Raw genomic sequence first — 25,191 nt, 5'->3', positions numbered from 1 at the left:
CGGGAGTGTTCCATGCATGTCTTCGTCACCGGCGGCACCGGCCTGATCGGTTCCGCCGTCGTCGCCGAACTTCTCGGCCACGGCCACACAGTGCTCGCCCTCGCCCGGTCCGAGGCCTCGGCCCAGGCTGTCGAGGCGGCCGGGGCCGAACCGCTCCGAGGCGGCCTGGCCGACCTCGACGTCCTGCGGGCCGGCGTGGCCCGGGCCGACGGGGTGATCCATCTGGCCTTCGGCAACGACTTCAGCACGGCCGACGCGGTCGCCCGGGCCGTCGCCGACGAGAGCGCCGCCCTCGCCGCGATGGGCGAGGAGCTGGTGGGCAGCGACCGCCCGTACGTCACGGTGTCGGGAACGCCGTGGGTGCCGGGCTGGGTCGCCACCGAGACCGACCCGCTCCCGCTCGAAGGGCCGGTCGGCGGTCGCGGCCGCGCGGTCAACGCCGTCCTGGCCCTGGCGTCGCGCGGGGTGCGGAGCGCATCGGTTCGCATGCCCCGCACGGTCCACAACAACGGCGACGGCGGCTTCGCGGGTCTGCTCACCGGCATCGCGCGGCAGCGCGGGGTCTCCGGCTACCCGGGCGACGGCACCCAGCGCTGGCCGGCCGTGCACGCGCTCGACGCGGCCGTCCTCTTCCGCCTCGCGCTGGAGCAGGCGCCGGCCGGAACCGCCTGGCATGCCGTCGCCGACGAGGGCGACGCGGTGCGCGACATCGCCACGGTCATCGGCCGCCGCCTTGACGTGCCGGTCGAGGCGGTTCCGGAGGAGACGTTCGGCCCGCTGGGGGTCATCTTCGCCACCGACCAGCCCGCTTCCAGCGCCTACACCCGCGACACGCTCGGCTGGAAGCCCGTACACCCGAGCCTGCTCGACGACCTGGAGAACATCGTCAAGGGCTGAGCGTCCGCCGGACGGCGGCGGTGACCCGCTCGGTGTCGCCCGTGGCGAGCAGGTCGAGGGCGGCGCCGCGCAGGACGGCCAGGACGGCCGTGCGGTGGGCCAGCCCGGCCGGGGTGTCACGCTCCTCGGCCGGCTGGGCCTTTTTCAGTACGTCGAGCCAGTCGGCCACGGTTTCGGCGGCGAACCCGGCCCACGGGCCTTCCGTGACCCCCAGTGAGCGGGCGTAGGCCTCCACCCACAATCGCAGCACTGACGCGTTGGCCGGGTCGGCCAGCCACTCCCACACCGCCAGCCCGGACGCGGCCGCGCCCGCCGGCAGGCGGCCGTCGACCGAGGCCAGCTCGTCGGCCCGGGCGCGGGCCAGCAACGCTCTGATCAGGCCTTCCTTGCTGCCGAAGAGGAACAGCAGCACCCGGGGGCTGGAACCGACGGCCGCCGCGAGCGGCCGGAGCGACATGTCGGAGATGCCGGTCGAGCGGACATGGGCGTACGCCTTCTCGAGAAGCTCGTCCCGCCGCCCGCTCGCCACGAGGCTTAGTATCCACTGAAACAGTCGTTTCAGCGGGAGGTGCGGGCGGTGATTCGGGAACTCGGGCGGCCGGGGGATCTCGGCTGGGTGGTCATGGCGCACGGCGAGCTGTACGCCGCGGAGAGCGGCTGGGACACGTCGTTCGAGGCGCTCGTCGCCGGGATCGTGGCCGGATACGCCGCCGATCGTGACCCTGGGCGGGAGAACGCCTGGATCGCCGAGGCCGGCGGCCGGCGGGTCGGATGTGTGTTCTGCGTGGACGGCGGGGACGGCACGGCGGTGCTGCGCGTACTGCTCGTGCACCCGGACGGGCGGGGCCGCGGCGTCGGCGGCGCCCTGGTCGACACGTGCGTCGGCTTCGCGCGTACCCGGGGATATGCCGGAATGCGGCTGTGGACGACCGACCAGCAAGGGGCCGCGCGCAAGATCTATGTCGCGCGCGGCTTCGGCCTGGTGAAATCCGAACGACACCCGGGCTTCGGCGCCGGTGAAGTCAGCGGCGAGACGTACGCGTTGACGTTTTAGCCGGCCAGCGCGTCGACCAGGCGCTTGGCCGACGAGGCCAGGTTCCATCGGTCGGCCAGCTTGAGCAGCGCATCCGGGTCTTTGGGGGAGCGGGGCAGCTCGGCGTCGAACTCCGGCAGCTTCACGTCGAGGGCGACCTTGCACACGGGCAGGGCCCGGGCCAGGTAGTCGCGGGCGTCGTCGAGCTTCGTGCGCAGGCCGGGGGCGAAGCCGGCGTCGGGGTCGTCCAGCGCGGCCAGGATCTCTTCGACTCCGCCGTACCGCATGACCAGGCGGGCCGCCGTCTTCTCGCCGACGCCGGCCACGCCGGGCAGGCCGTCGCTGGCGTCGCCGCGCATGGCCGCGAAGTCGGCGTACCACTTGGCGGGGACGCCGTACTTGGCCTCGACCAGAGCGTTGTCGGCGTCCTCGAGCTTGGCCACGCCGCGCCCGCAGTACAGCAGGCGGGTGCCGCGCTCGTCGTCGACCAGCTGGAACAGGTCGCGGTCGCCCGAGACCACCTCGACCGGCGCCGGCTGGGTGGCCGCGAGCGTGCCGAGAACGTCGTCGGCCTCGTACCCGTCGACGCCGAAGGCCGGGATCCCCACCGCCTTCAGAACCTCCAGCAGGACGGGGATCTGCTTCTCGAGCGCGGGCGGGACGACCTCGACGTCGCCGTGGGCGACCCGGTGCTTCTTGTACGAGGGCACGAGCTCGACGCGCCAGGCCGGCCGCCAGCTGTTGTCGAGCGCGCAGACGATCCTGTCCGGGTGACGTGTGCGGATCAGTTGCGCCAGCATGTCCATGAAGCCGCGGATCGCGTTGACCGGTTCCCCGGCGCTGGTCTGTGCGGCCTTTTCCGGGATGCCGTGGAAGGCGCGGAAGTACAGACTGGGGGCGTCGACGGCGAGCAGCGGCTGAGCAGTCACCGTGCCACCTTAGCGGCCGGTGGTCGCACCGCTGCCCTAACGACCGTTAAGCTAACTGGCGTGACGGTAGATCGCATGCTCCCCACCGAAGAAGCACACGACCTGCTCGCCCTGACCCAGGAGCTCTGCGACCGCGAGCTCACGGGCAAAGCCGCCGCCTACGAGGCGCGGGCCGAGTTCCCCCGTGAGGTCATTCGCACGCTGGGCCGCTCGGGTCTGCTGGGCCTGCCCTACCCGGAAGAGGTGGGCGGCGCCGGTCAGCCCTACGAGGTCTATCTGCAGGTGCTCGAGACGCTCGCGGGCAGTTGGCTGGCCATGGCCGAGGCGGTCAGTGTGCACACGCTGGCCTGCTATCCGGTGTTCGCCCACGGCAGCGAGCGGCAGCGCAAGTCCCTGCCTGACATGCTGGGCGGCGAACTGCTCGGCGCGTACTGCCTCTCGGAGCCGCAGGGTGGCAGTGACGCGGCCGCGCTGACCACGAAGGCCGTGCGCGACGGCGACGAGTGGGTGGTGACCGGCACCAAGGCGTGGATCACGCACGGGCGCGACGCCGATTTCTACAACATCTTCTGCCGTACGGGCGAGCCGGGCCCGCGCGGCATCTCGTGCCTCATCGCCGACGCGGGCACGCCGGGCCTCGAACCGCAGAAGGCCGAGAACGTGATGGGGCTGCGCTCGTCCGCCCCGGCCCAGATCGTGTTCGACAACTGCCGCCTGCCGTCCGATCGGCTCGTCGGGGCCGAGGGCGCCGGCTTCACGATCGCCATGGAGGCGCTGGACGCCGGGCGGCTCGGCATCGCCGCCTGCGCGGTCGGGCTGGCCCAGGCCGCGGTCGACTACGCCGTGGCGTACGCGAAGGAGCGCGAGCAGTTCGGCCGGCCCATCGCCGAGTTCCAGGGCCTCGGGTTCATGCTGGCCGACATGGCGACCCAGGTCTCGGCGGCCCGCGCGCTGCTGCTGTCGGCGGCCCGGCTCAAGGACGCCGGCCGTCCCTTCTCGACCGAGGCGGCCAAGGCCAAGCTGTTCGCCACCGACGTGGCCATGCGCGTCACCACTGACGCCGTGCAGGTGCTGGGCGGGGCCGGCTACGTCAGCGACCACCCGGTCGAGCGCTGGTTCCGCGAGGCCAAAGTGCTGCAGATCGTCGAGGGCACCAACCAGATCCAGCGGATGGTGATCAGCCGCGCTCTCGTCAAGGGGTGACACGCCTCGCTCCAGGCGTGCGTCCGGGCTGATCTTCCGCGATGCTGTCACGCATGGACAACGAGAGCATCGAAGGTGTGACGGTCGCGATGGTCGGCTCGCAGATCGAGGCCGACCTCGCCGTGGGCCTGCTGCGCAGCAACGGCCTGCGGGCGGTGGCCATCGCCGACGACGCCGGCGGCCTCGACCCGGCCCTCAGCATCACCGACGGCGTGCAGATCCAGGTCAACCCCGAGGACGAGGCGGCCGCCCGGGCCCTGCTGGCCGAGGTCGAGAAGGACGCGAATTAACGGTCGTACGGTTCGGTAGGGTGGCGCCCGTGGAAGAGATCGACCGGGCGATCGTGGGCGCCCTCACCGCTGACGGCCGCCTGTCCTACACCGACCTCGCCGAGCGGGTCGGGCTGAGCGTGTCGGCCGTCCACCAGCGCGTCCGCCGCCTCGAGCAGCGCGGGGTGATCGCCGGGTACAGCGCCAAGGTCTCGTTCGAGGCGCTCGAGCTGCCGCTGACGGCGTTCGTGGCGATCCGCCCGTTCGACCCGTCGCAGCCCGACGACGCGCCCGAACGGCTGGCCCACCTCTCCGAGATCGACTCGTGCTACTCGGTGGCCGGCGAGGACTTCTACATGCTCCTCGTACGCGTGGGAAGCCCGGCCGACCTCGAGCGCCTGCTGCAAGAGATCCGCACCGCGGCCAATGTCACCACCCGGACGACGGTCGTGCTCTCCACCCCGTACGAGAACCGCCCGCCCCGCATCGGTGGTCAGCCGACCGAGGCGCGGGCGCACTCGGTCACGTAGGGCAACTGGAACTCTGTGCGGCCGACCAGGTCGGGATGGGTGGCCATGAGCCGGCGGACCTCGCCCAGCAGGGCGGCCCGATCGGCCGGGGGCAGCAGGATGACGTAGCTGCGGGACGCCACCATGTCGATCAGGCGCTCGGGGCCGATCAGGTCGGTCCACTCGAAGGTCGTGGTCTCGACCGGGCCGAACGGGGCGCCGACGACAGGGTCGCGGTCCTGCTCGGGGCTGCCGATGATCTCGCCCAGCCGGCGGACCCAACCGGCCCGCTCGTCGCGCACGTTCCACAGCAGGCCGAGGCGGCCGCCGGGGGAGAGGACGCGGGCGATCTCGGGCGCCGCCCGGGCCGGGTCGACCCAGTGCCAGGCCTGCGCGACCAGCACCACGTCGGCCGAGTCGTCGGGCAGGGGGATGTCTTCGGCGCTGCCGAGCACGGCGGGCACGCCGGGCACCGAGGCCCGTAGTTGCTCGAGCATGCCGTCCGACGGCTCGACCGCGGTGACCGCCAGCTCGCGGTCGCGGATCTGACGGGTCAGCTTGCCCGTGCCGGCGCCCAGGTCGACCACTCGGGGCCGCCCCGCCGGGAGCAGCCAGTCGAGCGCGGCCGACGGGTACGAGGGCCGCCCGCGCTCGTAGGTCTCGGCGGCCGGGCCGAAGGAGTTCGCGTGTGCGGCGCGATCATTCACAATCACGATCTTATCTATATCGTCTCGAGCTAGGTTCCTAGGATGCCTTACGCGGTGTGTTTGGTGATTGAGCGGAACGGGAAAACCATCCGCAAGCCGAAACCACGGAGGTTCGAGAGCAATGAGCTTCACCGACAAGGTCAAGAACGAGGCCGAAGAGCTCACCGGCAAGGCGAAGCAGGCCGTGGGACGGGCCACCGACAACGAGTCGCTGGTCGCCGAGGGTCAGGCGCAAGAGACCGCCGCCCACGCGAAGAAGGCCGGCGAGCACGTGAAGGACGCCGGCAAGGACGTCCGCGACGCCTTCAGCTGACCTTTTCTTGACGAAAGCGCCCCCGGTGATCCGGGGGCGCTTTCGCTATGCGGAGGCTTCCTGCTTGCGCCACCAGTCCTGGCCGGACTCGGGCAGCGTGTCGATCGGGTCGTAGTAGGCGTGCAGTTTGGACAGCGCCTCGTCGTCGTTCTGCTCGATGGAGGTGCGGTAGTTCTTGGTCCAGTACGAGATGCCGTGCTCGCGGTCGTACTCGGCCACCATGTGCACCCAGCGCTTGCCCACGAACGGCACGTCGCAGACGATCCGCGGAGTCGCGTAGCCGGGCAGGTAGCCCATCATGTCGTGCTGCAGCTGCTGGGCGTGCCACACCGGCACCCGCCAGTGCTCGGCGTTGGGGATCATGTCGCACATGTAGAAGTAGTACGGCAGGATGCCGGCCTCGCCCTGCAGCCCGAAGCACAGGTCGAGCAGGTCGGCCGTGGTGGCGTTGACTCCGCGCATCAGCACGCCCTGGTTGCGGACATCGCGTACGCCCACCTCGAGCAGCATCTGTGCGGCCCGCGCGACCGTCGGGGTCAGCGAGTTCACGTGGTTGACGTGGGTGTGCACGGCCAGGTTGACGCCGCGGCGCTGGGCGGTGATGGCCACCCGGTGCAGGCCCTCGACGACGTCGGGCTGCAGCCAGTGCTGGGGCAGGCCCATGAGCGCCTTGGTGGCCAGCCGGATGTCGCGCACGGTGGGCACCGAGAGCAGGCCCATCAGGTAGGCCTCGAGCTGCTTCCACGGCACGTTGGCCACGTCGCCGCCGCTGACCACCACGTCGCGGACGCCGGGGTGGGCCTTCAGGTAGGCCAGGTGGGCGTCGTAGCGGTCGACCGGCTTGAGCGACAGCTTCAGCTTGTCGACCGTGGGCGTGCTGTTGCCCACGAGGTCCATGCGGGTGCAGTGCCCGCAGTACTGGGGGCAGGTCGACAGCAGCTCGGCCAGCACCTTGGTCGGGTAGCGGTGGGTCAGGCCCTCGGCCACCCACATGTCGTGCTCGTGCAGCGAGTCGCGGGTGGCGTGCGGGTGGGACGGCCAGTCGAGGTGACGGTCGGTGGCCACCGGCAGCATGTAGCGGCGGATCGGATCCGCGTAGAACGACTCCGTGTCGGGGGTCTTGTCCGGGACCATGGTGTTGAGCATCTGCGGCGGGATCAGCATCGACATCGTGGCCAGGCGCTGCTGGTCGGTCTCGAGGTCGGTGTAGAAGCTCTCGTCGAGCAGGTCGCCCATGACCTTGCGCAGCTGCTTGACGTTCTTGACGCAGTTGACCCGCTGCCACTGGGCGGACTGCCACTGGGCCTCGGTGACGTCGCGCCAGCCCGGGAACCTGGTCCAGTCCGGCTCGACCAGGGTGCGGCGGTGGTATTCGTACGGCTGACCGGCGGGCTGGGTCAACGGTGCCTCCCTGATCGATCGTTCGGACAGCATCACGCTACTGGAGGATTTCCGGTCTAGAAACCATCTGCCCGTAGGATTTACGGTATGGATACACTCTCGGATCTATGAATTGTTGTGAAGGGTGGGGCGAATGACGTCTTCTGTCGGTCTTGAGCGGGTTCTCGAGCCGGTCGGTGTGCTCCCGCAGGCTGCCTGGCGCCTCGATGCGAGCCCCGAGATTCGGGAAGACGAAGTTCGCGTACGGGTGGAACGCCTCAACCTCGATGCGGCGAGCTACCGGCAGTTGTCCGAGAAGCACGGCGGCGACGGCGAGGCGATCCGGGCCGAGGTGCTCGAGATCGTGCGCACGCGCGGCAAGATGCACAACCCGGTCACCGGCTCGGGCGGCATGCTGATCGGCGTGGTCGACGAGGTCGGCCCGTCGTCGCCGCTCGGCGTCAAGATGGGGGACCGCGTGGCCACCCTCGTCTCCCTGACGCTGACCCCGCTGAAAATCACCGACGGCCTGACGAAGTGGGACGGTCGCAGCGAGCAGGTGCCGGCCGACGGCACCGCGATCCTGTTCGGCCGCTCGATCGTCGGTGTGCTGCCCGACGATCTTGCCCCTGCGCTGGCGCTCGCCGTCTACGACGTGTGTGGCGCGCCCGCGCTCACCGATCGGATTGTCCGGAAATATCAGGGCCCGGTGGTAGCCGTGCTCGGCGGAGCGGGAAAGAGCGGGTCGTTGGCTCTCGCCGCTGCGCGCCTGGCCGGCGCGCGAACAATCGGAATTGTCCGAAATGAGGACGAGGCGACCGCTCTGCGCGGCGCCGGGGTAGCCGATGAGGTGGCGATCGCCGACGCGCGCAACCCGGTGGAGGTCGCGGCGGCGGTGGGGGAGCCGGCCACCATCACGGTCGTCTGCGTCGACGTTCCCGGCTGCGAGCACGGCGCGATCCTGGCCACCGCCCCCGGCGGCACGGTGATCTTCTTCTCGATGGCCACCAGCTTCCCGGCCGCCGCGCTGGGAGCCGAGGGCCTGGCCGCCGACGTGACGATGCTCATCGGCAACGGCTACGTGCCCGGTCACGCCGAGTTCGCCGTCGACCTGCTGCGCCGCGTGCCGACGGTCCGGTCTCTCTTCGAGGCGCGACTCGCGAGAGACTGACGTTCATGACTGAGGTCCTGTACACCCGAGGCCGCTTCTACTCCGCCGCCGACCCGCGGGCCACCGCCATGCTGGTCCGCGACGGCAAGATCGCCTGGCTCGGCGACGCGTCCGGCGCGCCCAGCGCCGACCGCACCGTCGACCTCGAGAACGGCCTGGTCACCCCGGCCTTCGTCGACGCCCACCTGCACGCCACCGACACCGGCCTGGCCGTCGACGGTCTCGATCTTTCCTCCGTACGGTCGTCGGGCGAGCTGCTGACCGCGGTCGAGAAGTTCGCCGCCACCCGCCCGGCCGACGGCGTCGTGCACGGCCACGGCTGGGACGAGTCGACCTGGGCCGACCAGGCTGTGCCCACCGCGGCCGAACTCGACCGGGCCGCCGGCGGGCGCCGGGTCTACCTCTCCCAGGCCTCGGTGCACTCGGCCCTGGCGTCGACCGCCCTGCTGGCCGCCGCGGAGCTGCCCATGGGTGAAGCCCTGGTCAAAGAGGGCGAGCATCACGCCGTACGGGCAATCGCCCTCAACCACCTGACCAGCGCGCAGCGGACCACGGCGCAGCGGGCCGCCCTGGCCAAGGCCGCCTCGCTCGGCATCGCCGCCGTGCACGAGTGCGGTGGCCCCGGCACGTCGAGCGAGGCCGACTTCACCTCGGTGCTCGCGCTCAGCGGCCAGGGACTGCCGCAGGTGTTCGGCTACTGGGGCGAGCTGGGCGGCGCGCTGAAGGCCAAGGAACTGGGCGCGGTCGGCGCGGCGGGCGACCTGTACGCGGACGGTGCCCTCGGCTCGCGCACGGCTTCCGTCCGGCAGCCCTTCCTGGACGGGCACGGCGGCTGCGGGGAGGCCTTCGTGACCGCCGAGCAGGCCGCCGAACACCTGCTCGACTGCATCACGGTCGGCGTGCAGGGCGGCTTCCACGCCATCGGCGACGCCGCGATCGAGACCGTCCTCGAGGGGTTCGCGCTGGCCGCCCGCTCGGTCGGGGTCGACGCCGTCCGCGAGGGGCACCATCGGGTCGAGCACGTCGAGCTGATCGACAAGCCGATGATCGCCCGGATGGTCGAGTTCGGCGTGATCGCCTCGGTGCAGCCGGTCTTCGACGCTTTGTGGGGCGGGCCCGACCGCATGTACGCGCAGCGGCTCGGGGTCGAGCGGGCGATGGCGTCCAACCCGATCGGGGCGATGCACGCGACCGGTGTGCAGCTGGCCTTCGGGTCGGACTCGCCGGTGACCGCGCTCGACCCGTGGGCGGTGGTGCTGGCGGCCGCGACCCCGCGCAACCCGGTGTACCGGATGAGCGTACGGGCGGCCTTCGCGGCCTCGACCCGGGGCGGCTGGCGGGCGGCCGGGGTCGGCGACGCGGGCGTGCTGGCGCCCGGTCAGTCGGCCACCTTCGCCGTCTGGGAGACGACTTCCGGCGTACGCGAGGGCCTGCCCGACCTGGAAGGCGGCGCCCCGGTGTGCCGTCGCACCGTCTTGCACGGCGACACGATCCACGAAGTCTGACGAACAGGAGCAGGGGTGGCGTCCAAGCTTGATCTGGACCCGCGGGTGGTGCGCACGGCGCGCCGGCTCGCCGCGAAGGCGGGGCAGCCCGTGGTCGACCTGGCCCGCTCGCACACCACCGTGTCGGTGGAGCGGGCGGTGCTGCGGCTGGCCGGCGTGCACGGCGCCGACTCGGACGGCATCCCCTGGGTGAACCGGCTCGTCGACGCCGTGCGGGCCGACGTGGGGCTGGGGCACGGCGTCGCGGTCCCGGTGTTCCACGCCATGCGGAGCACCGGGGTCGACGACATCACCGTCCTGGCCCAGAAGGCCGCCGCCGGCGCGGTCCGGTTCGACGTACCCACGTCGAAGTCCGAATTGTCGGCTGCTCGTCGCGCCGCGCGGGCCCGGACCAACGGCGGCCTCAAGATCGTCGACCAGCGGCGCCGGGAACGCGACCGGCTGATCAAGCGGCTCGGCGACCCGAAGCAGCGGCCCTGGATCTATCTGATCGTGGCCACCGGCGACATCTACGAGGACATCCCGCAGGCGCAGGCGGCCGCGCGGGCCGGCGCCGACGTGATCGCGGTGATCCGCTCCACCGGCCAGTCCCTGCTCGACTACGTGCCCGAGGGCGCCACCCGCGAGGGCTTCGCCGGCACGTACGCCACGCAGGAGAACTTCCGCCTGATGCGGGCCGCGCTGGACGAGACGTCGAAAGAGCTGGGCCGGTACGTACGTCTGACCAACTACGCGTCCGGGCTCTGCATGCCCGAGATCGCGGCGCTGGCCGGGATGGAACGCCTCGACATGATGCTCAACGACAGCATGTACGGCATCCTGTTCCGCGACATCAACCCCATCCGCACCTTCGTCGACCAGCGCTTCAGCCGCCAGGTCCACGCCCGCGCCGGCATCATCATCAACACCGGCGAGGACAACTACCTGACCACGGCCGACGCCGTCGAAGCGGCCCACACGGTGACGGTCTCGCAGCTGCTCAACGAGTTCTTCGCCCACGAGGCCGGCCTCGAGGACTGGCAGCTCGGCCTCGGCCACGCCTTCGAGATCAACCCCGAGCTGCCGGAGTCGTTCCGCCTCGAGCTGGCCCACGCCCTGCTGGCCCGCGAGCTCTTCCCGGACGCGCCGCTCAAGTGGATGCCGCCGACCAAGCACATGACCGGCGACGTCTTCCGCGGCAACCTGCTCGACGGCTTCTTCAACCTGGTCGGCGCGCTGACCGGCCAGGGGATCCTGCTCGTCGGCATGATGACCGAAGCGGTGGTGACGCCGTGGCTGTCCGACCGCGACATCGCCCTGCAGAACGTGCGCTATGTGCTCACCGGCGCCGGCAAGCTGCACGAGGACTTCGTACCGGCGCCCGGCGGTTTCATCCAGCAGCGCGCTCACTCCGTGCTGGACGAGGCCGTTTCTCTTCTCGGCAAGATCGTTGATCAGTCTCTTCTGGATGCGATCGCCGAAGGCACGTTCGGGATCATGAAACGGCCGGCCGACCGGGGCAAGGGCCTCGACGGCGTCGCCCGCCACGAGGACGACTACTACAACCCCGTCACTCTCGCGCTGGAGGGCGAAGCATGACCATCGTCCGGCCCTACGGGGACACCACCGGGGACGGGATGGTGCAGTTGTCGTTCACGCTGCCGATCCCGCACGACAAGCGCGCCGAGGGCGCGGCGATCCAGCTGGCCAACAAGATGGGCATGGACCCGGCGCTGCTCGTGCACGCCAAGCCGATGGGGGACGGGTTCACCTTCTTCGTGGTCTACGGCAAGGTCAGCCATCTCGTGGACACGGACAAGGTGCAGGTGGTCGAGCGCGACTACCCGCTGCTGAGCGCCAAAGAGGTCAACGCGACCATCAAGCGCCGGCTGCGGCGGCGGCTCAACGTGGTCGGCGCCTGCATCGGCACCGACGCCCACACGGTCGGCATCGACGCCATCCTCAACCTCAAGGGCATCGCGGGGGAGAAGGGACTCGAGTACTACAGCGAGCTGTCGGTGACGAACATGGGCGCCCAGGTGTCGGTGCCGGATCTGGTCGAGACGGCCCGCGAACGCAAGGCCGACGCCGTGCTCGTGTCGCAGGTCGTCACCCAGCGCGACGCCCACCTGCAGAACACGCGGGCCATGTCGGCCGCCTTCCGCGAGGCGCTGCCGACGGGCAAGCGACCGCTTCTGATCGTCGGGGGCCCGCGGTTCGACGAGCTGATGGCCGGCGAGCTCGGCGTCGACCGGATCTTCAGCCGGGGCACGACCCCGCGCGAAGTCGCCTCGTACCTCGTCCACGCCCTGACAGGGAGCTCTTCTTGATCACGGTCACTCACCGCCGCTATGTCCCGTACGCGCACGCCCACTACGCGGGCAACCTGGTCGACGGGGCCTACTCGCTCGGGTTGTTCGGGGATGTGGCCACCGAGGTCTGCATCCGGCTCGACGGGGACGAGGGGCTGTTCGCCTCGTACGACGACGTGCAGTTCAAGGCCCCGATCCAGGCCGGGGACGTGCTCGAGATCGTGGGCACGGTGACCCGGATGGGCACCCGGTCGCGGACGATCGCCTTCGAGTCGCGGGTCGTGTGCCGGGGGACGGGCGGGTCGGCCGCTTCCGTATTGGACGAGCCGATTGTCGCGGTGACCGCAACGGGCACGGTCGTCGTGCCGCCTAAGGCGTGAGCACTGCCGTCTGCGTCGACGTCGGGTCCACGTACACGAAAGCCGCCCTGGTCGACCTGGAGGCGGGGAGCCTGGTGCGGCGGGCGGAGGTGCCGACCACCAGCGGCGGTGACGTGCTGACCGGGCTGGATCAGGCGGTCGCGGCCGTCGGCGGGGGCGACTCGCTGTACGTCTGCTCGTCGGCCGGCGGTGGGCTGCGGCTCGCCGTCGTGGGGTACGAGTCGCTGGTCACCGCCGAGGCCGGGCACCGGGTCGGGCTGTCGGCGGGCGCCCGCGTCGTGCACGTGGCGGCCGGGCCGCTCGACGGGCGGGCGGTGACGGCGCTGCGGGAGTCCCGGCCGGATGTGATCCTGCTCGTCGGCGGCACGGACGGCGGGGACGGCGAGGTGCTGCTGCACAACGCGCGGCGGCTCGGCACCTCACGGATGCGGGTCCCGGTCGTGGTGGCCGGCAATGCCGACGTACGTTCGGTCGCTGAAGAGATCTTGACCGAACGCCGGGTTCCGGTGACCGTGACGGGCAACGTTCTTCCGAAGATCGGCGTGCTTGATCCGGCCCCGGCCCGGGCGGCCATCCGCGAGGTGTTCCTGCGGCACGTGATCGGCGGCAAGCGGCTGTCGAAGGGCCCGCGGTTCGCGTCGCTGGTCCGCGCGGCCACTCCCGATGCCGTGCTGGCGGGCGTTGAACTGCTCGCTGACAGCACGGGAACGGGTGTCCTGGTGGTCGACGTGGGCGGGGCCACCACTGACGTCTACTCGGCTCTGGTGCCCGATGCCGAGAGCGAATCCGGGCCGCGGCGCGACGTCGCCGGCACGCTGTGGCGGTCGAGAACTGTGGAGGGTGATCTCGGCGTCGCGGTGAGTGCCGACGGCACGCGCGCGGCCGCGGTCGCCGAGAAGTTGGCACTGCCGGAATCCGGACTCCTATCGAGTGACAATGAGTTAGCTGCGGCGGCCGCCACGGTGGCGCTGCGGCGGCACGCGCGCGGCCACTCGTCCGGTCCTGGTCAGCCCCGGGCGGGCGGGCGGGACCTGCGCGACGTCCGTCTGGTGGTCGGTTCGGGTGGCGTGCTGCGGCACGGCGGCGGCGCGTTTGTGCTGGACGCGGTGCTGTCTGACCAGTCAGGCGGCTGGGCCGCGCCGGCCCGCGCCCGGACAGTCGTCGACGAGCAGTACGTCCTGGCCGCCGCCGGCCTGTTGTCGATCGATCACCGTGACGCCGCGGTGGCCCTGGTGAACAGCCTGTAGCCCGAACGGGTACGCGACATGACACGCCGAGGAACGCGACACGCCCGAGTGCGGGGACGGCGGTTGACAGGACCGCGGGGGACGGACGTACCGTCGTCGAATCCTGAGCACGGGAGCGATGCTGTTCGCTTCGTTCCCACGCCCACTGGCCGCAGTCCTCGCAGGGGTCGCGCGTTCAGCCAGGTCCAGGGGGCGGGGGTCGGCGGGGCGACGCGGAGAGATCACATCCGTGGTGGTCCGCAGGGGGGAAAGGGCGCCAGTAGACAACGGCCTGACCCGCGCAGCCGGCGCGGAGCATGCCGGTCCGAAGGCGTTCGCGAACCTCCGGCGGTCCATCGGCCGTGCCCGGGGTTTTGGTGCACATGAGGCGCGGTCCCGGGGCGGGGCCGCGCTTCTTCCTTCTATTGTTCCCTTATCGATGCTCGCGCCCGCCCCGACTGTCCGTTTCCGCTCAGGCGGCGCGGAGTAGCCTCTCGCGGGTGGAGATGACGTTGCAGCCCCCCGCTGCGCCGCAGGTCACGGCGCACGCCTCGGGGCACCGGCCGGTCCGCCGCCGGTTCGCGCTGCCGATGGCCGTGCTGGCCGGCCTGGCCCTGCTGCTCGCCCTCCCGCCGTACGGTCTGTGGTGGCTCTCCCCGGTCGGTGTGGCCCTGCTCGCGGGGGCCACCCATCGCCGGCGCCTGCGCCGGGCGTTCGGGCTCGGCTTCATTGCCGGGCTCGTGCTGTTCCTGCCGCTGCTGTGGTGGACGACGTTCGCCGCCGGTTGGCTGCCGTGGCTGCTGCTGTCGCTGGCCCAGGCCGCCTATCTCGGGCTGCTGGGGCTGGCCACGGCCTGGCTGTCGCCGCTGCTCGACCGGTGGCGCGCCCTGTGGCCGCTCGTGACCGGGCTGCTGTGGGTGGCGCAAGAGGCCGCCCGCGACCGCGCCCCGTTCGGCGGCTTCCCGTGGGGCCGGCTCGCCTTCAGCCAGGACGAAGGCCCCGCCCTGCGCCTGGCCGCCTGGGGCGGCGCCCCGCTGGTCACGTTCGCCGTCGCCGCCGCCGGGGGCGCCCTGCTCGCGCTGGTCTGGCGCTCGCGGCGGCCCCTGCTCCCGACCGTGGGCTACGCGCTGGCGGCGGCCGCCCTGATCGCCGGCCCGCTGCTGGTCCCGGTGGCCCGGCCCGGCGGCGAGGTCGCCACCGTGGCGATCGTGCAGGGCAACGTGCCGCGCCTCGGCCTCGACTTCAACGCCCAGCGCCGGGCCGTGCTCGACAACCACGTCACCGCCACTCTCAAGCTGGCGGGCGAGGTCGCCGCCGGGCGGCAGAAGCAGCCCGCCCTGGTCGTCTGGCCCGAGAACTCCAGCGACATCGACCCGCTGCGCAACTCCGACGCCGCGGCCGAGATCTCCCGGGCGGCCGACCTGATCAAGGCGCCCATCCTGGTCGGCACCGTGCTGCGCACCGACAACCCGGGCGACATCAAGAACGCCGGCATCCTGTGGAACCCCGGCACCGGCCCCGACCTCGATCAGACGTACGTGAAACGCCACCCGGTCCCGTTCGCCGAGTACGTGCCGCTGCGCACGATCGCCCGGATGGTCACCGACAAGGTCGACCTGGTGCGCAACATGCTGAAGGGCGACCACCCCGGCGTCATCGACAGCGGCGCCGTGACCGTCGGCGACGTGATCTGCTTCGAAGTGGCGTACGACGACATCGTCCGCGACACTGTCACCGGAGGGGCGCAGGTCTTCGCCGTCCAGACCAACAACGCCACCTTCAACGAGGCCGAGGCCCGTCAGCAGCTCGCGATGGTGCGGCTGCGCGCCGTCGAGCACGGCCGGGAAGCGCTGATGGTGTCCACGGTCGGGGTGTCCGCCTTCACCGGCACGGCCGGTCAGGTGTACGACTCGAGCGGGTTCAACGAGCCGTCGGTGATGGTGCGTGACATGAGGCTGGGCGGTACGACTACGCTAGCGACTCGTTTGGGCCACTGGCCCGAGATGGCGATGGTCGCATTGACGATCGTCGCCCTGGCCGGCGCGCTGCCGATGCGCCGCCGCCGGCGTACGACGAACGACGATGCGGAGGCACGGTGAGCGACGCGGAAGGCTACCCCGGGGTGGGGCGGGTCCTGGTGGTGATCCCGACCTACAACGAGGCGGACAACATCCGCCTGATCACCGAGCGGGTGCGCCGCGCTGTTCCCGAGGCCGACATCCTCGTCGCCGACGACAACTCGCCCGACGGCACCGGCGCCATCGCCGACGAGCTGTCCGAGGCCGACGACCACATCTTCGTGCTGCACCGGGCGGGCAAAGAGGGGCTGGGCGCGGCGTACAAGGCCGGCTTCGCCTGGGCCAAGAACAAGGGGTACGACGCGGTCGTCGAGATGGACGCCGACGGCTCCCACGCCCCGGAGGAGCTGCCCAAGCTGCTCGACGCGCTCAAGGACACCGACGCGGTGCTCGGCACCCGCTACATCCCCGGCGGCAGCGTCCGGAACTGGCCGATGCGCCGCCTGCTGCTCTCCCGCGGCGGCAACATCTACATCCGGATGGCGCTGCGCATGCCGTTCAAGGACGCGACCGGTGGCTACCGCGCGTACCGGATGCCCGTTCTGGACGAGATCAACGTCGAGACGGTGGCTTCGACCGGTTACAGCTTCCAGGTCGAGCTGGCCTGGCGCACCTACCAGGCCGGGTTCCGCATCGCCGAGGTGCCGATCACGTTCACCGAGCGCGAACACGGCGTCAGCAAGATGAGCGGCAATATTTTCAAGGAACAGCTGCTCAGGGTCACGCTGTGGGGCCTGCAGGCCCGGCGCGAGGTGATCCGCAAGCGGTTCGGCAAGCGGGCCGCCGAGGGTTCCACCTGGCCGTGAGCGGGCCGCTGCGTGTCATGCTTGAGGTCGATTGACACGGAGGGACCGCATGCGTCGTCGAGGCCTTGCCCTGCTACCGCTGGTGCTGCCGGCGCTGGCCATAGTCGAGATCGTTGTCTTCATCGCCGTCGTGCACGCCATCGGCGGTCTCTGGGCCGTCCTGCTGGGCGTCGCGGCCAGCCTCACCGGCATGGCGCTGCTGCGCCGCGAGGGCATGAAGGGCTGGCGCCGTTTCCAGGCGGCCGCCGCCGAAGGGCGCCCGCCGGGGCGTGAGGTCTCCAACAGCCTCGTGGGGCTGCTCGGGGCGCTGCTGCTGGCGATCCCGGGCTTCGTGTCGTCGGTGGCCGGCCTGCTTCTGCTGCTGCCGCCGGGGCGCCAGCTGGCCCGGCACCAGATGGAGCGCTACGCCGAACGCCGCGTCGGTGGCGCCGCCGCGTCCGACCTGTTCGGGGCCCGCCACGTCCGCGTGCACCCCGGCGACCCGATCGACGTGATCGTCGACGAGCCCGCCCCCGCCCAGCGCACGCCGGCCGCCGCCATCGAGGGTGAGGTCATCGAGGGCGAAGTCCTGCGTTAGAAGTCGCCACGCACTCTCCGGGCTCCCGCTGATCTTGGCGGGGGCCCGTTCTCGTCTGGTCAGCGCGCGAAAAAGCCGCCCCGGTGTTCCGGGGCGGCTTTTGTGATGGTGCTTCCGGCCGGGTCAGCGGCCTCGGCGGGTGCGAACTTCCTGGAGCCGCTCGTTGAGGATGTCCTCCAGCTCCGAGATGGAACGCCGCTCGAGGAGCATGTCCCAGTGGGTGCGCGGCGGCTTGGCCTTCTTCTGCTCCGGCTCGCTGCCGTCGACCAGTCGGGCGACGCTGCCGTCGAACTTGCACTCCCAGGTGGTGGGCACCTCGGCGTCGACGGCGAACGGCACCTCGAACTGGTGACCCTTGACGCACAGGTACTCTCGGGTCTGCCGGGGCGCCAGCTCGGTGTTGCGGTCGGACTCGTAGCTGACTGCGCCAAGACGGCTGCCGCGCAGCATGCGTTCGCCCATGGTGGCTTCCCCTCGCTCGTGGTGCTGCTCTCGTTGGTGTAACGAAAGGGGCGGCCGTCGGATTCCTACGGTCGCCGAGACACTGGACCACCGTTGTGACGGCGGTGTTAACGCTACGAGCGTAACCGCCCGCGGCCCTTACCCGGCACCGCGCACCCCCACCGAAGTGGACCTTGGTCCACTTTACGGCCTATGGGTGTTCTCCAGGTGATGCGATATTGGTCACCCGGTCGGGTAATAGTCCAATCCGCAACCCTGGTTCCGTACGGCGCTGCCCATCATTCGTCCGCCGTCCCCAGAAGCTGAGACTTCCGTTAACCCAGCCCTGAGTCGCCGATCCGACTCTTACACCCCTGCTGTCTGCCCCGTCTCCGGCGGTTCATGCATGCCCACCGATGCCCGCGTCAGGAGCGGCTGTCGGCCGGGGCGGGCTGGGACGGCGGAGTGGCCGGGCGGGCCGAGCCGAGCCTGGCGAGAGCCGAGGCGAGGTCGCTGACCTGGGAGGAAAGCTGGGCGGCGCGGGTCTGGGCGGCCTCGGCCTCGGCTTGAGCGGCGGCCAGGCGGCGTTCCAGATCGGCTCGGTCGCGGGCGGCGCGGTCCAGCTCTTCCCGCGTACGCAGGAGGGCGTCCCGCTCGGCGACGGCGCTCGCCAGGTCCTCGCGCACCTGAGCCAGGGTTGCGTCCGCCGCTTGCTGAGCTCGGTCGGCCGCGTCCCGCTGCTCGGCGGCCTCCTGCCGGGCTTTGTCGATTGCGTCACGTTGCTCGGCGATCTCACGCCGGGCCTTGCTGACTGCGTCGCGCTGCTCAGCAACCTCCTGCCGGGCGGCGTCACGTTCCTTACGCAGCTCTTCGCCGCGAGTCGCTGCCGCCTCAGCGTCGCGCAGGGCGGAGGCCAGCTCACGCTCGGCGGTTTCCCTTTCCCGCCGTACGTCGAGAATCTCTGCCCGGGCAGTGCCGAGCTCATCGCGGGCCGCGTCCCGGTCCGCCTCGGCCCGCTCCCGCAGAGCCGCGGCTGCAGTAGCCGCACGCTGCGCTTCCTCACGTCCGGCCCGCGCCTCGTCGGCCCGCTCGCCCGCCGTACGGGCCCCGCGCTCCGACTCCTCGGCCCGGCGCAAGGCCTCGTCCCGCTCGGCCACCGCCGCCGACGCGAGCTGCTGCGCCGTAGCCGTCTCACCCGCCGCCCGCTCCGCGTCACGGCGTGCGTCATCACGTTCGGTGTGCGCCGCCGCGATCTGCCCCGACGTCTCGGCCCGGATCTCGGCCACCTGCCGCTCGACCCCCGCCGGCGACAACTCCGAGTGCAACGCCTCGGTCAGCGACGTGGCCAGCTGATCGAGCCGATCGACAACCTCCCACGTGCGGGCCACCTGTCCGGCCAGCCCGGGGGAGGAGCGGTGCCGCATGCGAACGTTCCGCGAGGCGCGCTGACATTCCCCGTCGTTGTCCCGGCAGTACCGGAAGGGCCGCCCGGCAGAGGCCCGCTGCGGCACCGGCCGTCCACAGTGCGCGCAGGGCTTGGTCTCGACTTCGTCGTTCTCGTTCATCGCAAGGTCACCCTAGGCGCGCCACCCCCACAACCCCACCACGACACGACGACGACCACGAACCCCACACCCAAGCGACCCGCGGAATCGGACGCGCCTCGGTAAATCGCTCATGACTCGCTGGGCGGGGTGCCGCTGGGACCGTTCGGCTCGTCGCTCCGTCGGCCCGCATACCGCCGCGCCGGCCCGCGTGCCAACGGGCAGCTCGAACCGCGGCGCGGCGGACCGTCCCTCGCGGAGCCCGGTGCAAGCCCACGTGGTCGGCCCGAACGGCGCTGCGCCGGCCCGCATGTCAACGCGGCGGCCCCCGGGCCAACGCGCCAAGCCCAAACCTCGGCGCGGCGGCCCGCCTCTCGCGGAGCACGGCGTAAGCCAACGCTCCGGCCCGCGGGCCGCGTGTCGACGCGGCAGCCCGGACCGCAACGCGCCAGCGCGCATGTCAACGCGGCGGCCCCAGTGCCAACGCGCCAGCTCGCATGCCGACGCAGACGCCGCGTGCCAACGCGCCAGCCCAGACCGCGGCGCGGCGGGCCGCCCCTCGCGGAGCTCGGCGTAAGCCAACGCGGCCGGCCCGAACGATGGTGCGGCGGGCCGCCCCTCGCGGAGCCCGGCGTGGGCCGATGCGGCCGCCCGAACGGCGGTGCGCAAGCCGCGGGAAGCGGCGCCGACGTGGTCGCCACCGATGATCACAATTGTGTCGGTGTAGTCCCGAGGAACGCCTTCATCGCGTCGACAAAGCGTCGCGGTTGCCTTTGGCGCATGGCAACCCGGCGGCAGAGTTACCAGCACCTCCAACGACAGCCATCCTTGATCAATCACATCCTATCTTCCTAGGATGCCTTAGCGCTTGTGCGCTGCGTCGCCGATCACGTCAGAGCCAAACCAAAAGGAATCAACGGCATACTGAAAATCGTCTGCCACGGACCCCACGAATCCGACCTGGCCAGAGGATCGTGGCAACGTTTGGCGGCTGAGGCTCCCGGCTCAGGACGAACGGCTACACGGACGATGACGTAATGCTCCAGGCAGCGAGTCCGAGGCTGGGCCGCCGTGGCGAGGCCGAAGTCGTGCCGGGCGGGGCGTGGAGGCTCTGCACCCGTCGCGCGGGTGTGTGCCGCGTGCTCGGAAGACGGGGCTGGGCCATGGCAGTGAGCGTCGCCAAGGCGGTCACCCCCCACCCAGCCCCGCCAGCGCCACCTCGCCGACGGCCTGCCCCACGTGAACCGTCCGGCCGCCTTCGCCGGCGCGAGTTCGAGGCGCAAAGGCGGTTCGGTGCACGCTGGGCCGGGGCGATCCCCTGGGCATGACGTGATCGCCTCCCGCCGAGACACTGCAGCTCGGCGGGATGGGGTCGTGGTCAGGCGGTGAGGAAGTCCTTGATCGACGGGGCCAGGGCGGTGGCCTTGATGATGTGGGTCTGGCCGGGGATCGTGCGGTACTCGGCCTTGGGCAGGGCCTCGCTGAGGGCTCGGGCGGCGTTGCGCATGTACTGCGGGCTCTTGCCGCCGTCGAGGACCAGGGTGGGGGCGGTGGCCGAGGCCCATCGGGCGCTGTCGAGCGGGACGCCGCGGCTGGTGTCGCCGAGGATGTGCAGGTCGTAGGGGAGGGTGCCGGCCAGCGCCTTGAGCTTCTTCCAGTTCGGGGTGAGCTTCATGATCTGGATGATCGGGGCGGGGACGCCGACGTCGCGGAAGAAGGTCTTGAGGGCGGCCGACTCGTCGCCGCGGGCGATCATCGCCTCGATGCCGGTGGTGAAGCCGGCCGGGCGGGCGGGCCGGGTGTCGTCGACGATGAACGGCGGTTCGTAGAGGACGGCGCGGCTGAACCCGGGCAGGCGGTTGAGGGCGTCGGCGGCGAGCACCGCACCGGATGACGCTCCGAAAACGTACGCGTCATTGCCCGCGGCCTCGAGGACGGCGGCCAGATCTTCGATCTCGCGGTCGGGTGACCAGGGCTGAGTGTTGCCACTGGCGCCGCGGCCGCGACGGTCGTAGATGTGGACGGTGAACGTGTCGGCGAGGGCGGCGGCCAGGCTTCGGGCGGGTCCGAAGTCGCGGTGGCACAGGCTGCCGTCGACGAGCACGAGGGCCGGTCCGCGACCGGTGGTCTCGTAGGCGATGACGGTGCCGTCGGCGGAGGTGACGGTGGGCATGGGTGCTCCTCAGCGGGCGGGGAGGGAGTCGAGGACGGCCTGCCAGCGACCGGCGGCGGCGTCGGCGGGCGGGAAGATCACGTGTGCGGCGATCATGGTTCCGTTGAGGCCCCGGATGTAGCGAAAGAGGCCTTCCCTCGTACGCAGGGCAAGCGTGTGTGGATTGGCGAAGAACACTTCGCTTCCGTCGGTGGCGATGTCGCCGGCTTTCGGTGACGGGCTCAGGCCGAGCGTGTCGTGCAGGGTGTCCCAGGCGGCTGTCCAGTCGTCGACCGGCGGCCCGAAGACCGTGACCGGTGTCCCCGCGCGCCCGGCGAAGTGGTTGAGGTATTCGGCGAGCGTGGCGAAGAACAGCTCGAGCCCGTACGACATAGCCTCGTACTCGTCGGCCCAGTCATCACCCGGCAGGAAGCCACCGGCAACGACGCGCAGCACGGCGCCGGACTGCTCGCGCCCCTCGACGAGGAACTCGAAGGCCTGGAAGCGGCCGTCGTCTGCAGTGGGGGTCCGAAAGGCGAAGTGCTCGGGCTCGTCGGCGGCGGTGATATCGGACGCGGGCATGGCGCCGCCGCCGAAGACGGTGCGCACGGTCGACTCGTCGATCTCGGTGCGTCCGATGTACCAGGACGACACGCCGGGCCCGGTGGCGATCGCTTCCCACACCTGCTCGGGCGCCGCCGGCACGGTGACTTCGATGTGGGCCTCGTACTCCTTGCCCATGGTCAGCGTTCCTCTCCGTCACGACCTGGTGTTTCCGGTTGCGGCGCAGCGGCGGAGTCGAGGGCCGGGTGAACGGCGACGACGATGCGGTGCTTGCGCCCGGTCTCGCTGTGGTACCGGCCGAGCAGGTCGGTGACGGCCGTGGTGAGCTCTTCGGCGAAGGCGGCCCGGTCGCCCGGCGAGGCGAATCGCACTTCTCCGTCGATGGCGAATGTGGCCACCCGCTGCTGGGCTTTGGCCCCACCACTGATCAGCGTTCCGACCTCGCGCACCAGGCGGGCCGCGAGGGCGAGCAGCCAGCGAGCCGAGAGCCGGTCCGGCGCCCGTTCCGGATCAGGCGCGACGGCCGCCATGGCACTGGGCGAGATCACATACGAGGCGGCGGTGGCCTGCATCATCCGCTCGGTCACGTTTCCCTTGCGCCGCTCCTCGACCAGCCGGACCAGCCCGTGCTGCTCGAGCGCCCGCAGGTGGTAGTTCACCTTCTGCCGAGGCAGCCCCACCTTGCCGGCAAGCATCGCGGCCGACCCAGGAACGGCCAGCTCAGCCAGCAACCGATTACGGATCGGATCAAGCGAGACCTCAGCCGCAGCCGGGTCCTCGATAACAGCGACATCCTCCACGCCGCCCACTCTCGCACCGAAAAGAAAAGTTGTCCAGACCGCATTTACGTTCGGTCGCTTCGCGCCGAGCGCCGCCCCGACACGACGATTCGCGGGCGTCGCGGTCCGCGGCGACAGGTGGAACGGACGCGTGGACCCACCCAGCGGTAGTCAGCGAACTCTGGCGTGCGTAGCGGAGACGATCACCCGATGCGCCTCACTGCCGCCCGTCCCTCCGACGGGCGCCGTGGTCCGCCCGGCGGTGCCAGCGACCTTGGCTTGTTGGGGAGCGCCCGGTCATGCGGTGACCTTCGCTGTCGAAGGCGCCGGGCGCACGGAAGTCGGCGGGTATCGGCACGCACGGCCCGGAACGGCAAGTCGGCGCGCTTACTTGGCCAAGCTCGCTGTCCGCTGCGGCGGCGGAAAGGCGACGTCTGGTAGCCCGACGTTTCGGCGGCCTCAGCCCGCCTGGTCGAGGTCAGCCCGCCTGGTCGAGGTCGGCCGCCTGGTCGAGGTCGGCCGCCTGGCCGAGGTCGGCCCGCCTGGCCGGGTGAGGATTCGGCGCGATCACTGGCCAGACGTGCTACCGCTGCGTCGGGCGGGAGCCATCGGATCGTCTGGGGTGTCTCCAGCCGGGAGCGAGGATTTGGGCGCTATCACATCGCGTGTCTCGCGGCGCAGCGTCGGACGAGGTGGCGGCGTGGGCCGCTCCGGGCGTCAGCGGGCCTCGGTGGCCAGGCGGAGGCCGAAGCCGACGATGACGACGCCGGTGATGCGGTCGAGGAGGCGACGTGCTCGGGGACGGCTGAGGAGGCCGCGGAGGCGGCGGGCGGTTGCGACCAGGACGGTGGACCACAGGAGGCCGAGGGCGACGTGCACGCCGGCCAGCAGGACGCCGTAGAGCAGGGGTGTCGCGCCGGCCGGAATGAACTGGGGGAGCAGCGCCATGTAGAACGCGCCGACCTTCGGATTGAGCAGGTTGGTGAGCAGGCCGCGCCGCCAGCCGGCGAAGAAGCCGGCCGAAGCGGCGATGCTCGGCTCGTGGTCGCTCGCCGGTTCGCGGCGCCACGTGGCCCAGAGCATGCGTGCGCCCATCCAGACCAGGTAGACGGCGCCGGCCCAGCGCACCACCTCGTAGGCGACGTGCGACGCGGTCAGCACCGCCGTGATGCCGGCCGAGGCCAGTACGCCCCACACGAGCGTGCCGGTCTGGATGCCCAGCACCACGCCCCAGGCCTGCCGCTCCGACCGGACCGTGGCCGTGCGCAGGATGAGTGCCGTATCAAGTCCGGGCGTCAGCGTGAGCAGTCCGACCACCAGAACGAAAGACCACAGCGCCGCGAAAGTCATCACCAACGGAACCTATCCGGGCCGTGAGAAGGCGTCACGGGCCGCCGGCGGCTGTGATTACGGCTCGGCAGGTGGGTGGGCTGGTCAGCAGTGCGGTGTTGTCGGAGATCTGGTCGATCGAGCCGGTGAGCGGGCGGGAACGCAAGGCGGGGTCCGTGACGGCGTCGCGTAGCGCCTCGGCGAAGCGGTCGCCGCCGATCACCTCGTACCCGCGGTCGTGGAACTCTCGTCGTGTCGGTGGGAGCTCCGCGGCCAGGCCGAGCTCGTTCTGTTTCTCGGCCACGGCTTCCAGAGCGGCGCACAGCGATTCCTCTCGGGAGCGGGCGTCATCCGCCCGGAGCGCCGCCGTGAGGTGCCAGGCGACATTGTCGGGCGGTATGGCCGCCATCAGCCACTTCGAGTAGGGCGGCCAGCGCCGGGACTGCAGCAGGGACAGGCGGGCCACCTCACGGCAGAGCCGGGCGGTGATCACGCGGGCGCCTCGCTCGTCGCCGGCCTCGGAGGCACGGGCCGGGAACGCCTCTTCCTCGGCGATGCGCTGCCACTGCGCGGCCAGCACGTACCGCCAGACATCGGCCGGATACCCGCGCAGGCTCTCGCGTACGCGGGAAATCGCACCGCTCGGATCGTGGAAGACGGCGCCGCCGGTGAGCTCGGCGAGGCGCTGCCACGGCGTGCCCAGCCAGTCGAGCGTGTCGATGCCCTCTGCCGGGTCGAAGCCGAGCAGGCTGCGGCAGAAACTCGGGAAGGGCGTGATCGTCACGTAGTGGTCGACCGGGCCGTCGGTGTCGGCCATCGAGCGGACGCGCGCGCCCGGGGGCTCGAAGTGGGTGGACCAGCCGCGGAAGCGTTTCGGCAGCTGCTCGCTGAGCATGGCGCCGAGCCCGCCGATGTCGTCGTCGACGAACAGCTCGAGGCGGGGACCCCAGTCGTGGTCGGTCGAGCGCGGCGTGTCGAAACCGAGCACGTCTGAGCCGGGGCCGAGACGGGCGGCGGCATGGGGCAGATCGCCGAGCAGGGGGCGGACGGCTTCGGTGTAGAAGAGGCGGGCGAGTTCGACGCCGGGCAGGAATGCGGTCATGGCGTG

Annotated in this window: 26 protein-coding genes; 15 read left to right on the top strand and 11 right to left on the bottom strand. The window is 71.3% G+C overall.

From position 1 onward, the window contains the following. The first annotated feature begins 12 nt into the window (after window positions 1–12). Window positions 13–897 carry an SDR family oxidoreductase gene (locus OWR29_RS36110; protein WP_267567979.1) on the top strand — a complete coding sequence of 295 codons (885 nt, stop codon included), beginning with the start codon at window positions 13–15 and terminating at the stop codon, window positions 895–897. On the opposite strand, the gene OWR29_RS36105 is transcribed toward OWR29_RS36110, so the two are convergent. Beyond that, window positions 887–1,426, bottom strand: a complete 540-nt coding sequence (locus OWR29_RS36105) for a TetR/AcrR family transcriptional regulator (protein WP_267567978.1) — start codon at window positions 1,424–1,426, stop codon at window positions 887–889. The two genes, OWR29_RS36110 and OWR29_RS36105, sit on opposite strands and share 11 nt — an antisense overlap. Before the next feature lie 48 nt (window positions 1,427–1,474). On the opposite strand from OWR29_RS36105, the gene OWR29_RS36100 reads away from it, so the two are divergent. Continuing rightward, entirely contained in the window at window positions 1,475–1,951 is a 477-nt protein-coding gene (locus tag OWR29_RS36100) for a GNAT family N-acetyltransferase (protein ID WP_267567977.1), read from the top strand. On the opposite strand, the gene OWR29_RS36095 is transcribed toward OWR29_RS36100, so the two are convergent. Beyond that, on the bottom strand, window positions 1,948–2,859 hold the full coding sequence (locus tag OWR29_RS36095; protein WP_267567976.1) for a 5'-3' exonuclease: 912 nt from the start codon (window positions 2,857–2,859) through the stop codon (window positions 1,948–1,950). The two genes, OWR29_RS36100 and OWR29_RS36095, sit on opposite strands and share 4 nt — an antisense overlap. A 60-nt stretch (window positions 2,860–2,919) precedes the next feature. Between OWR29_RS36095 and OWR29_RS36090 the strand changes: the two genes are divergently transcribed. The 3 genes from OWR29_RS36090 to OWR29_RS36080 are packed head-to-tail and all read left to right on the top strand — an operon-like array spanning window position 2,920 to window position 4,861. Continuing rightward, complete coding sequence (locus OWR29_RS36090) at window positions 2,920–4,062, top strand: acyl-CoA dehydrogenase family protein (protein ID WP_267567975.1); 1,143 nt, start codon at window positions 2,920–2,922, stop codon at window positions 4,060–4,062. 53 nt (window positions 4,063–4,115) lie between these two features. After that, window positions 4,116–4,352 carry a DUF2007 domain-containing protein gene (locus OWR29_RS36085; RefSeq protein ID WP_267567974.1) on the top strand — a complete coding sequence of 79 codons (237 nt, stop codon included), beginning with the start codon at window positions 4,116–4,118 and terminating at the stop codon, window positions 4,350–4,352. A 29-nt stretch (window positions 4,353–4,381) separates the two neighbouring features. Then, window positions 4,382–4,861 (top strand): Lrp/AsnC family transcriptional regulator, encoded by a 480-nt coding sequence (locus OWR29_RS36080; protein ID WP_267567973.1) that lies wholly within the window; start codon window positions 4,382–4,384, stop codon window positions 4,859–4,861. Here the strand turns inward: OWR29_RS36080 and OWR29_RS36075 are convergent. After that, window positions 4,825–5,547 carry a class I SAM-dependent methyltransferase gene (locus OWR29_RS36075; RefSeq protein ID WP_267567972.1) on the bottom strand — a complete coding sequence of 241 codons (723 nt, stop codon included), beginning with the start codon at window positions 5,545–5,547 and terminating at the stop codon, window positions 4,825–4,827. The two genes, OWR29_RS36080 and OWR29_RS36075, sit on opposite strands and share 37 nt — an antisense overlap. A gap of 121 nt (window positions 5,548–5,668) precedes the next feature. On the opposite strand from OWR29_RS36075, the gene OWR29_RS36070 reads away from it, so the two are divergent. After that, window positions 5,669–5,860, top strand: coding sequence for a CsbD family protein (locus OWR29_RS36070; protein WP_202994370.1), 192 nt, complete (start codon window positions 5,669–5,671; stop codon window positions 5,858–5,860). A gap of 45 nt (window positions 5,861–5,905) precedes the next feature. Here the strand turns inward: OWR29_RS36070 and OWR29_RS36065 are convergent, their stop codons facing one another. Further along, window positions 5,906–7,294 (bottom strand): KamA family radical SAM protein, encoded by a 1,389-nt coding sequence (locus OWR29_RS36065; RefSeq protein WP_267567971.1) that lies wholly within the window; start codon window positions 7,292–7,294, stop codon window positions 5,906–5,908. Between the two features lie 100 nt (window positions 7,295–7,394). On the opposite strand from OWR29_RS36065, the gene kdd reads away from it, so the two are divergent. The 9 genes from kdd to OWR29_RS36020 all read left to right on the top strand — a co-directional run bounded on the left by kdd (window position 7,395) and on the right by OWR29_RS36020 (window position 17,274). Further along, entirely contained in the window at window positions 7,395–8,411 is a 1,017-nt protein-coding gene (gene kdd, locus OWR29_RS36060; protein WP_267567970.1) for an L-erythro-3,5-diaminohexanoate dehydrogenase, read from the top strand. 5 nt (window positions 8,412–8,416) lie between these two features. Then, a complete protein-coding gene (locus OWR29_RS36055) occupies window positions 8,417–9,916 on the top strand; it encodes an amidohydrolase (protein WP_267567969.1) in 1,500 nt (499 codons plus the stop codon). 15 nt (window positions 9,917–9,931) lie between these two features. Continuing rightward, window positions 9,932–11,494, top strand: coding sequence for a lysine 5,6-aminomutase subunit alpha (gene kamD, locus OWR29_RS36050; protein WP_267567968.1), 1,563 nt, complete (start codon window positions 9,932–9,934; stop codon window positions 11,492–11,494). Continuing rightward, window positions 11,491–12,225 (top strand): lysine 5,6-aminomutase subunit beta, encoded by a 735-nt coding sequence (gene kamE / locus OWR29_RS36045; RefSeq protein ID WP_267567967.1) that lies wholly within the window; start codon window positions 11,491–11,493, stop codon window positions 12,223–12,225. The genes kamD and kamE overlap by 4 nt, the downstream gene beginning before the upstream one ends. Further along, window positions 12,222–12,587, top strand: coding sequence for a 3-aminobutyryl-CoA ammonia lyase (gene kal, locus OWR29_RS36040; protein WP_267567966.1), 366 nt, complete (start codon window positions 12,222–12,224; stop codon window positions 12,585–12,587). Before kamE ends, kal begins: the two co-directional genes overlap by 4 nt. Then, window positions 12,584–13,834 (top strand): glutamate mutase L, encoded by a 1,251-nt coding sequence (locus OWR29_RS36035; RefSeq protein ID WP_267567965.1) that lies wholly within the window; start codon window positions 12,584–12,586, stop codon window positions 13,832–13,834. The genes kal and OWR29_RS36035 overlap by 4 nt, the downstream gene beginning before the upstream one ends. 485 nt (window positions 13,835–14,319) lie before the next feature. After that, window positions 14,320–15,912 (top strand): apolipoprotein N-acyltransferase, encoded by a 1,593-nt coding sequence (gene lnt / locus OWR29_RS36030; protein ID WP_267567964.1) that lies wholly within the window; start codon window positions 14,320–14,322, stop codon window positions 15,910–15,912. After that, window positions 15,909–16,697 (top strand): polyprenol monophosphomannose synthase, encoded by a 789-nt coding sequence (locus tag OWR29_RS36025; protein WP_267567963.1) that lies wholly within the window; start codon window positions 15,909–15,911, stop codon window positions 16,695–16,697. The genes lnt and OWR29_RS36025 overlap by 4 nt, the downstream gene beginning before the upstream one ends. A gap of 49 nt (window positions 16,698–16,746) precedes the next feature. Beyond that, entirely contained in the window at window positions 16,747–17,274 is a 528-nt protein-coding gene (locus OWR29_RS36020; protein WP_267567962.1) for an FxsA family protein, read from the top strand. 123 nt (window positions 17,275–17,397) lie between these two features. On the opposite strand, the gene OWR29_RS36015 is transcribed toward OWR29_RS36020, so the two are convergent. From OWR29_RS36015 to OWR29_RS35985, 7 genes are all read right to left on the bottom strand, one after another. Further along, complete coding sequence (locus OWR29_RS36015; protein WP_020517072.1) at window positions 17,398–17,736, bottom strand: RNA polymerase-binding protein RbpA; 339 nt, start codon at window positions 17,734–17,736, stop codon at window positions 17,398–17,400. Window positions 17,737–18,140: 404 nt separating this feature from the next. Beyond that, on the bottom strand, window positions 18,141–19,280 hold the full coding sequence (locus tag OWR29_RS36010; RefSeq protein ID WP_267567961.1) for a coiled-coil domain-containing protein: 1,140 nt from the start codon (window positions 19,278–19,280) through the stop codon (window positions 18,141–18,143). A gap of 1,357 nt (window positions 19,281–20,637) precedes the next feature. Continuing rightward, on the bottom strand, window positions 20,638–21,432 hold the full coding sequence (locus tag OWR29_RS36005; RefSeq protein WP_267567960.1) for an alpha/beta fold hydrolase: 795 nt from the start codon (window positions 21,430–21,432) through the stop codon (window positions 20,638–20,640). A 9-nt stretch (window positions 21,433–21,441) separates the two neighbouring features. Next, window positions 21,442–22,152, bottom strand: a complete 711-nt coding sequence (locus OWR29_RS36000) for an SRPBCC family protein (protein ID WP_267567959.1) — start codon at window positions 22,150–22,152, stop codon at window positions 21,442–21,444. 2 nt (window positions 22,153–22,154) lie between these two features. Beyond that, on the bottom strand, window positions 22,155–22,775 hold the full coding sequence (locus OWR29_RS35995; RefSeq protein WP_267567958.1) for a helix-turn-helix domain-containing protein: 621 nt from the start codon (window positions 22,773–22,775) through the stop codon (window positions 22,155–22,157). Between the two features lie 696 nt (window positions 22,776–23,471). After that, on the bottom strand, window positions 23,472–24,104 hold the full coding sequence (locus tag OWR29_RS35990) for a LysE family translocator (protein ID WP_267568079.1): 633 nt from the start codon (window positions 24,102–24,104) through the stop codon (window positions 23,472–23,474). Window positions 24,105–24,138: 34 nt separating this feature from the next. Then, window positions 24,139–25,185, bottom strand: coding sequence for a DUF4037 domain-containing protein (locus OWR29_RS35985; RefSeq protein ID WP_267567957.1), 1,047 nt, complete (start codon window positions 25,183–25,185; stop codon window positions 24,139–24,141). Window positions 25,186–25,191: the final 6 nt, after the last annotated feature.

Origin of the sequence: Paractinoplanes pyxinae (assembly GCF_026626335.1) — a bacterium.
In the GTDB taxonomy this organism is placed as follows: domain Bacteria; phylum Actinomycetota; class Actinomycetes; order Mycobacteriales; family Micromonosporaceae; genus Actinoplanes; species Actinoplanes pyxinae.
This window is presented reverse-complemented; position numbering and strand designations above follow the sequence as displayed.

Excerpts from the sequence above, each read along its gene's own strand:
- OWR29_RS36000 (WP_267567959.1), bottom strand. The coding sequence starts at position 22,152 with ATGGGCAAGGAGTACGAGGCCCACATCGAAGTCACCGTGCCGGCGGCG.
- OWR29_RS36010 (WP_267567961.1), bottom strand. The coding sequence starts at position 19,280 with ATGAACGAGAACGACGAAGTCGAGACCAAGCCCTGCGCGCACTGTGGA.
- OWR29_RS36055 (WP_267567969.1), top strand. The coding sequence starts at position 8,417 with ATGACTGAGGTCCTGTACACCCGAGGCCGCTTCTACTCCGCCGCCGAC.
- OWR29_RS36020 (WP_267567962.1), top strand. The coding sequence starts at position 16,747 with ATGCGTCGTCGAGGCCTTGCCCTGCTACCGCTGGTGCTGCCGGCGCTG.
- OWR29_RS36070 (WP_202994370.1), top strand. The coding sequence starts at position 5,669 with ATGAGCTTCACCGACAAGGTCAAGAACGAGGCCGAAGAGCTCACCGGC.
- OWR29_RS36110 (WP_267567979.1), top strand. The coding sequence starts at position 13 with ATGCATGTCTTCGTCACCGGCGGCACCGGCCTGATCGGTTCCGCCGTC.
- kdd (WP_267567970.1), top strand. The coding sequence starts at position 7,395 with ATGACGTCTTCTGTCGGTCTTGAGCGGGTTCTCGAGCCGGTCGGTGTG.
- OWR29_RS36065 (WP_267567971.1), bottom strand. The coding sequence starts at position 7,294 with ATGCTGTCCGAACGATCGATCAGGGAGGCACCGTTGACCCAGCCCGCC.
- OWR29_RS35990 (WP_267568079.1), bottom strand. The coding sequence starts at position 24,104 with ATGACTTTCGCGGCGCTGTGGTCTTTCGTTCTGGTGGTCGGACTGCTC.
- lnt (WP_267567964.1), top strand. The coding sequence starts at position 14,320 with ATGACGTTGCAGCCCCCCGCTGCGCCGCAGGTCACGGCGCACGCCTCG.
- OWR29_RS36085 (WP_267567974.1), top strand. The coding sequence starts at position 4,116 with ATGGACAACGAGAGCATCGAAGGTGTGACGGTCGCGATGGTCGGCTCG.
- OWR29_RS36015 (WP_020517072.1), bottom strand. The coding sequence starts at position 17,736 with ATGGGCGAACGCATGCTGCGCGGCAGCCGTCTTGGCGCAGTCAGCTAC.
- OWR29_RS36005 (WP_267567960.1), bottom strand. The coding sequence starts at position 21,432 with ATGCCCACCGTCACCTCCGCCGACGGCACCGTCATCGCCTACGAGACC.
- kamE (WP_267567967.1), top strand. The coding sequence starts at position 11,491 with ATGACCATCGTCCGGCCCTACGGGGACACCACCGGGGACGGGATGGTG.
- OWR29_RS35985 (WP_267567957.1), bottom strand. The coding sequence starts at position 25,185 with ATGACCGCATTCCTGCCCGGCGTCGAACTCGCCCGCCTCTTCTACACC.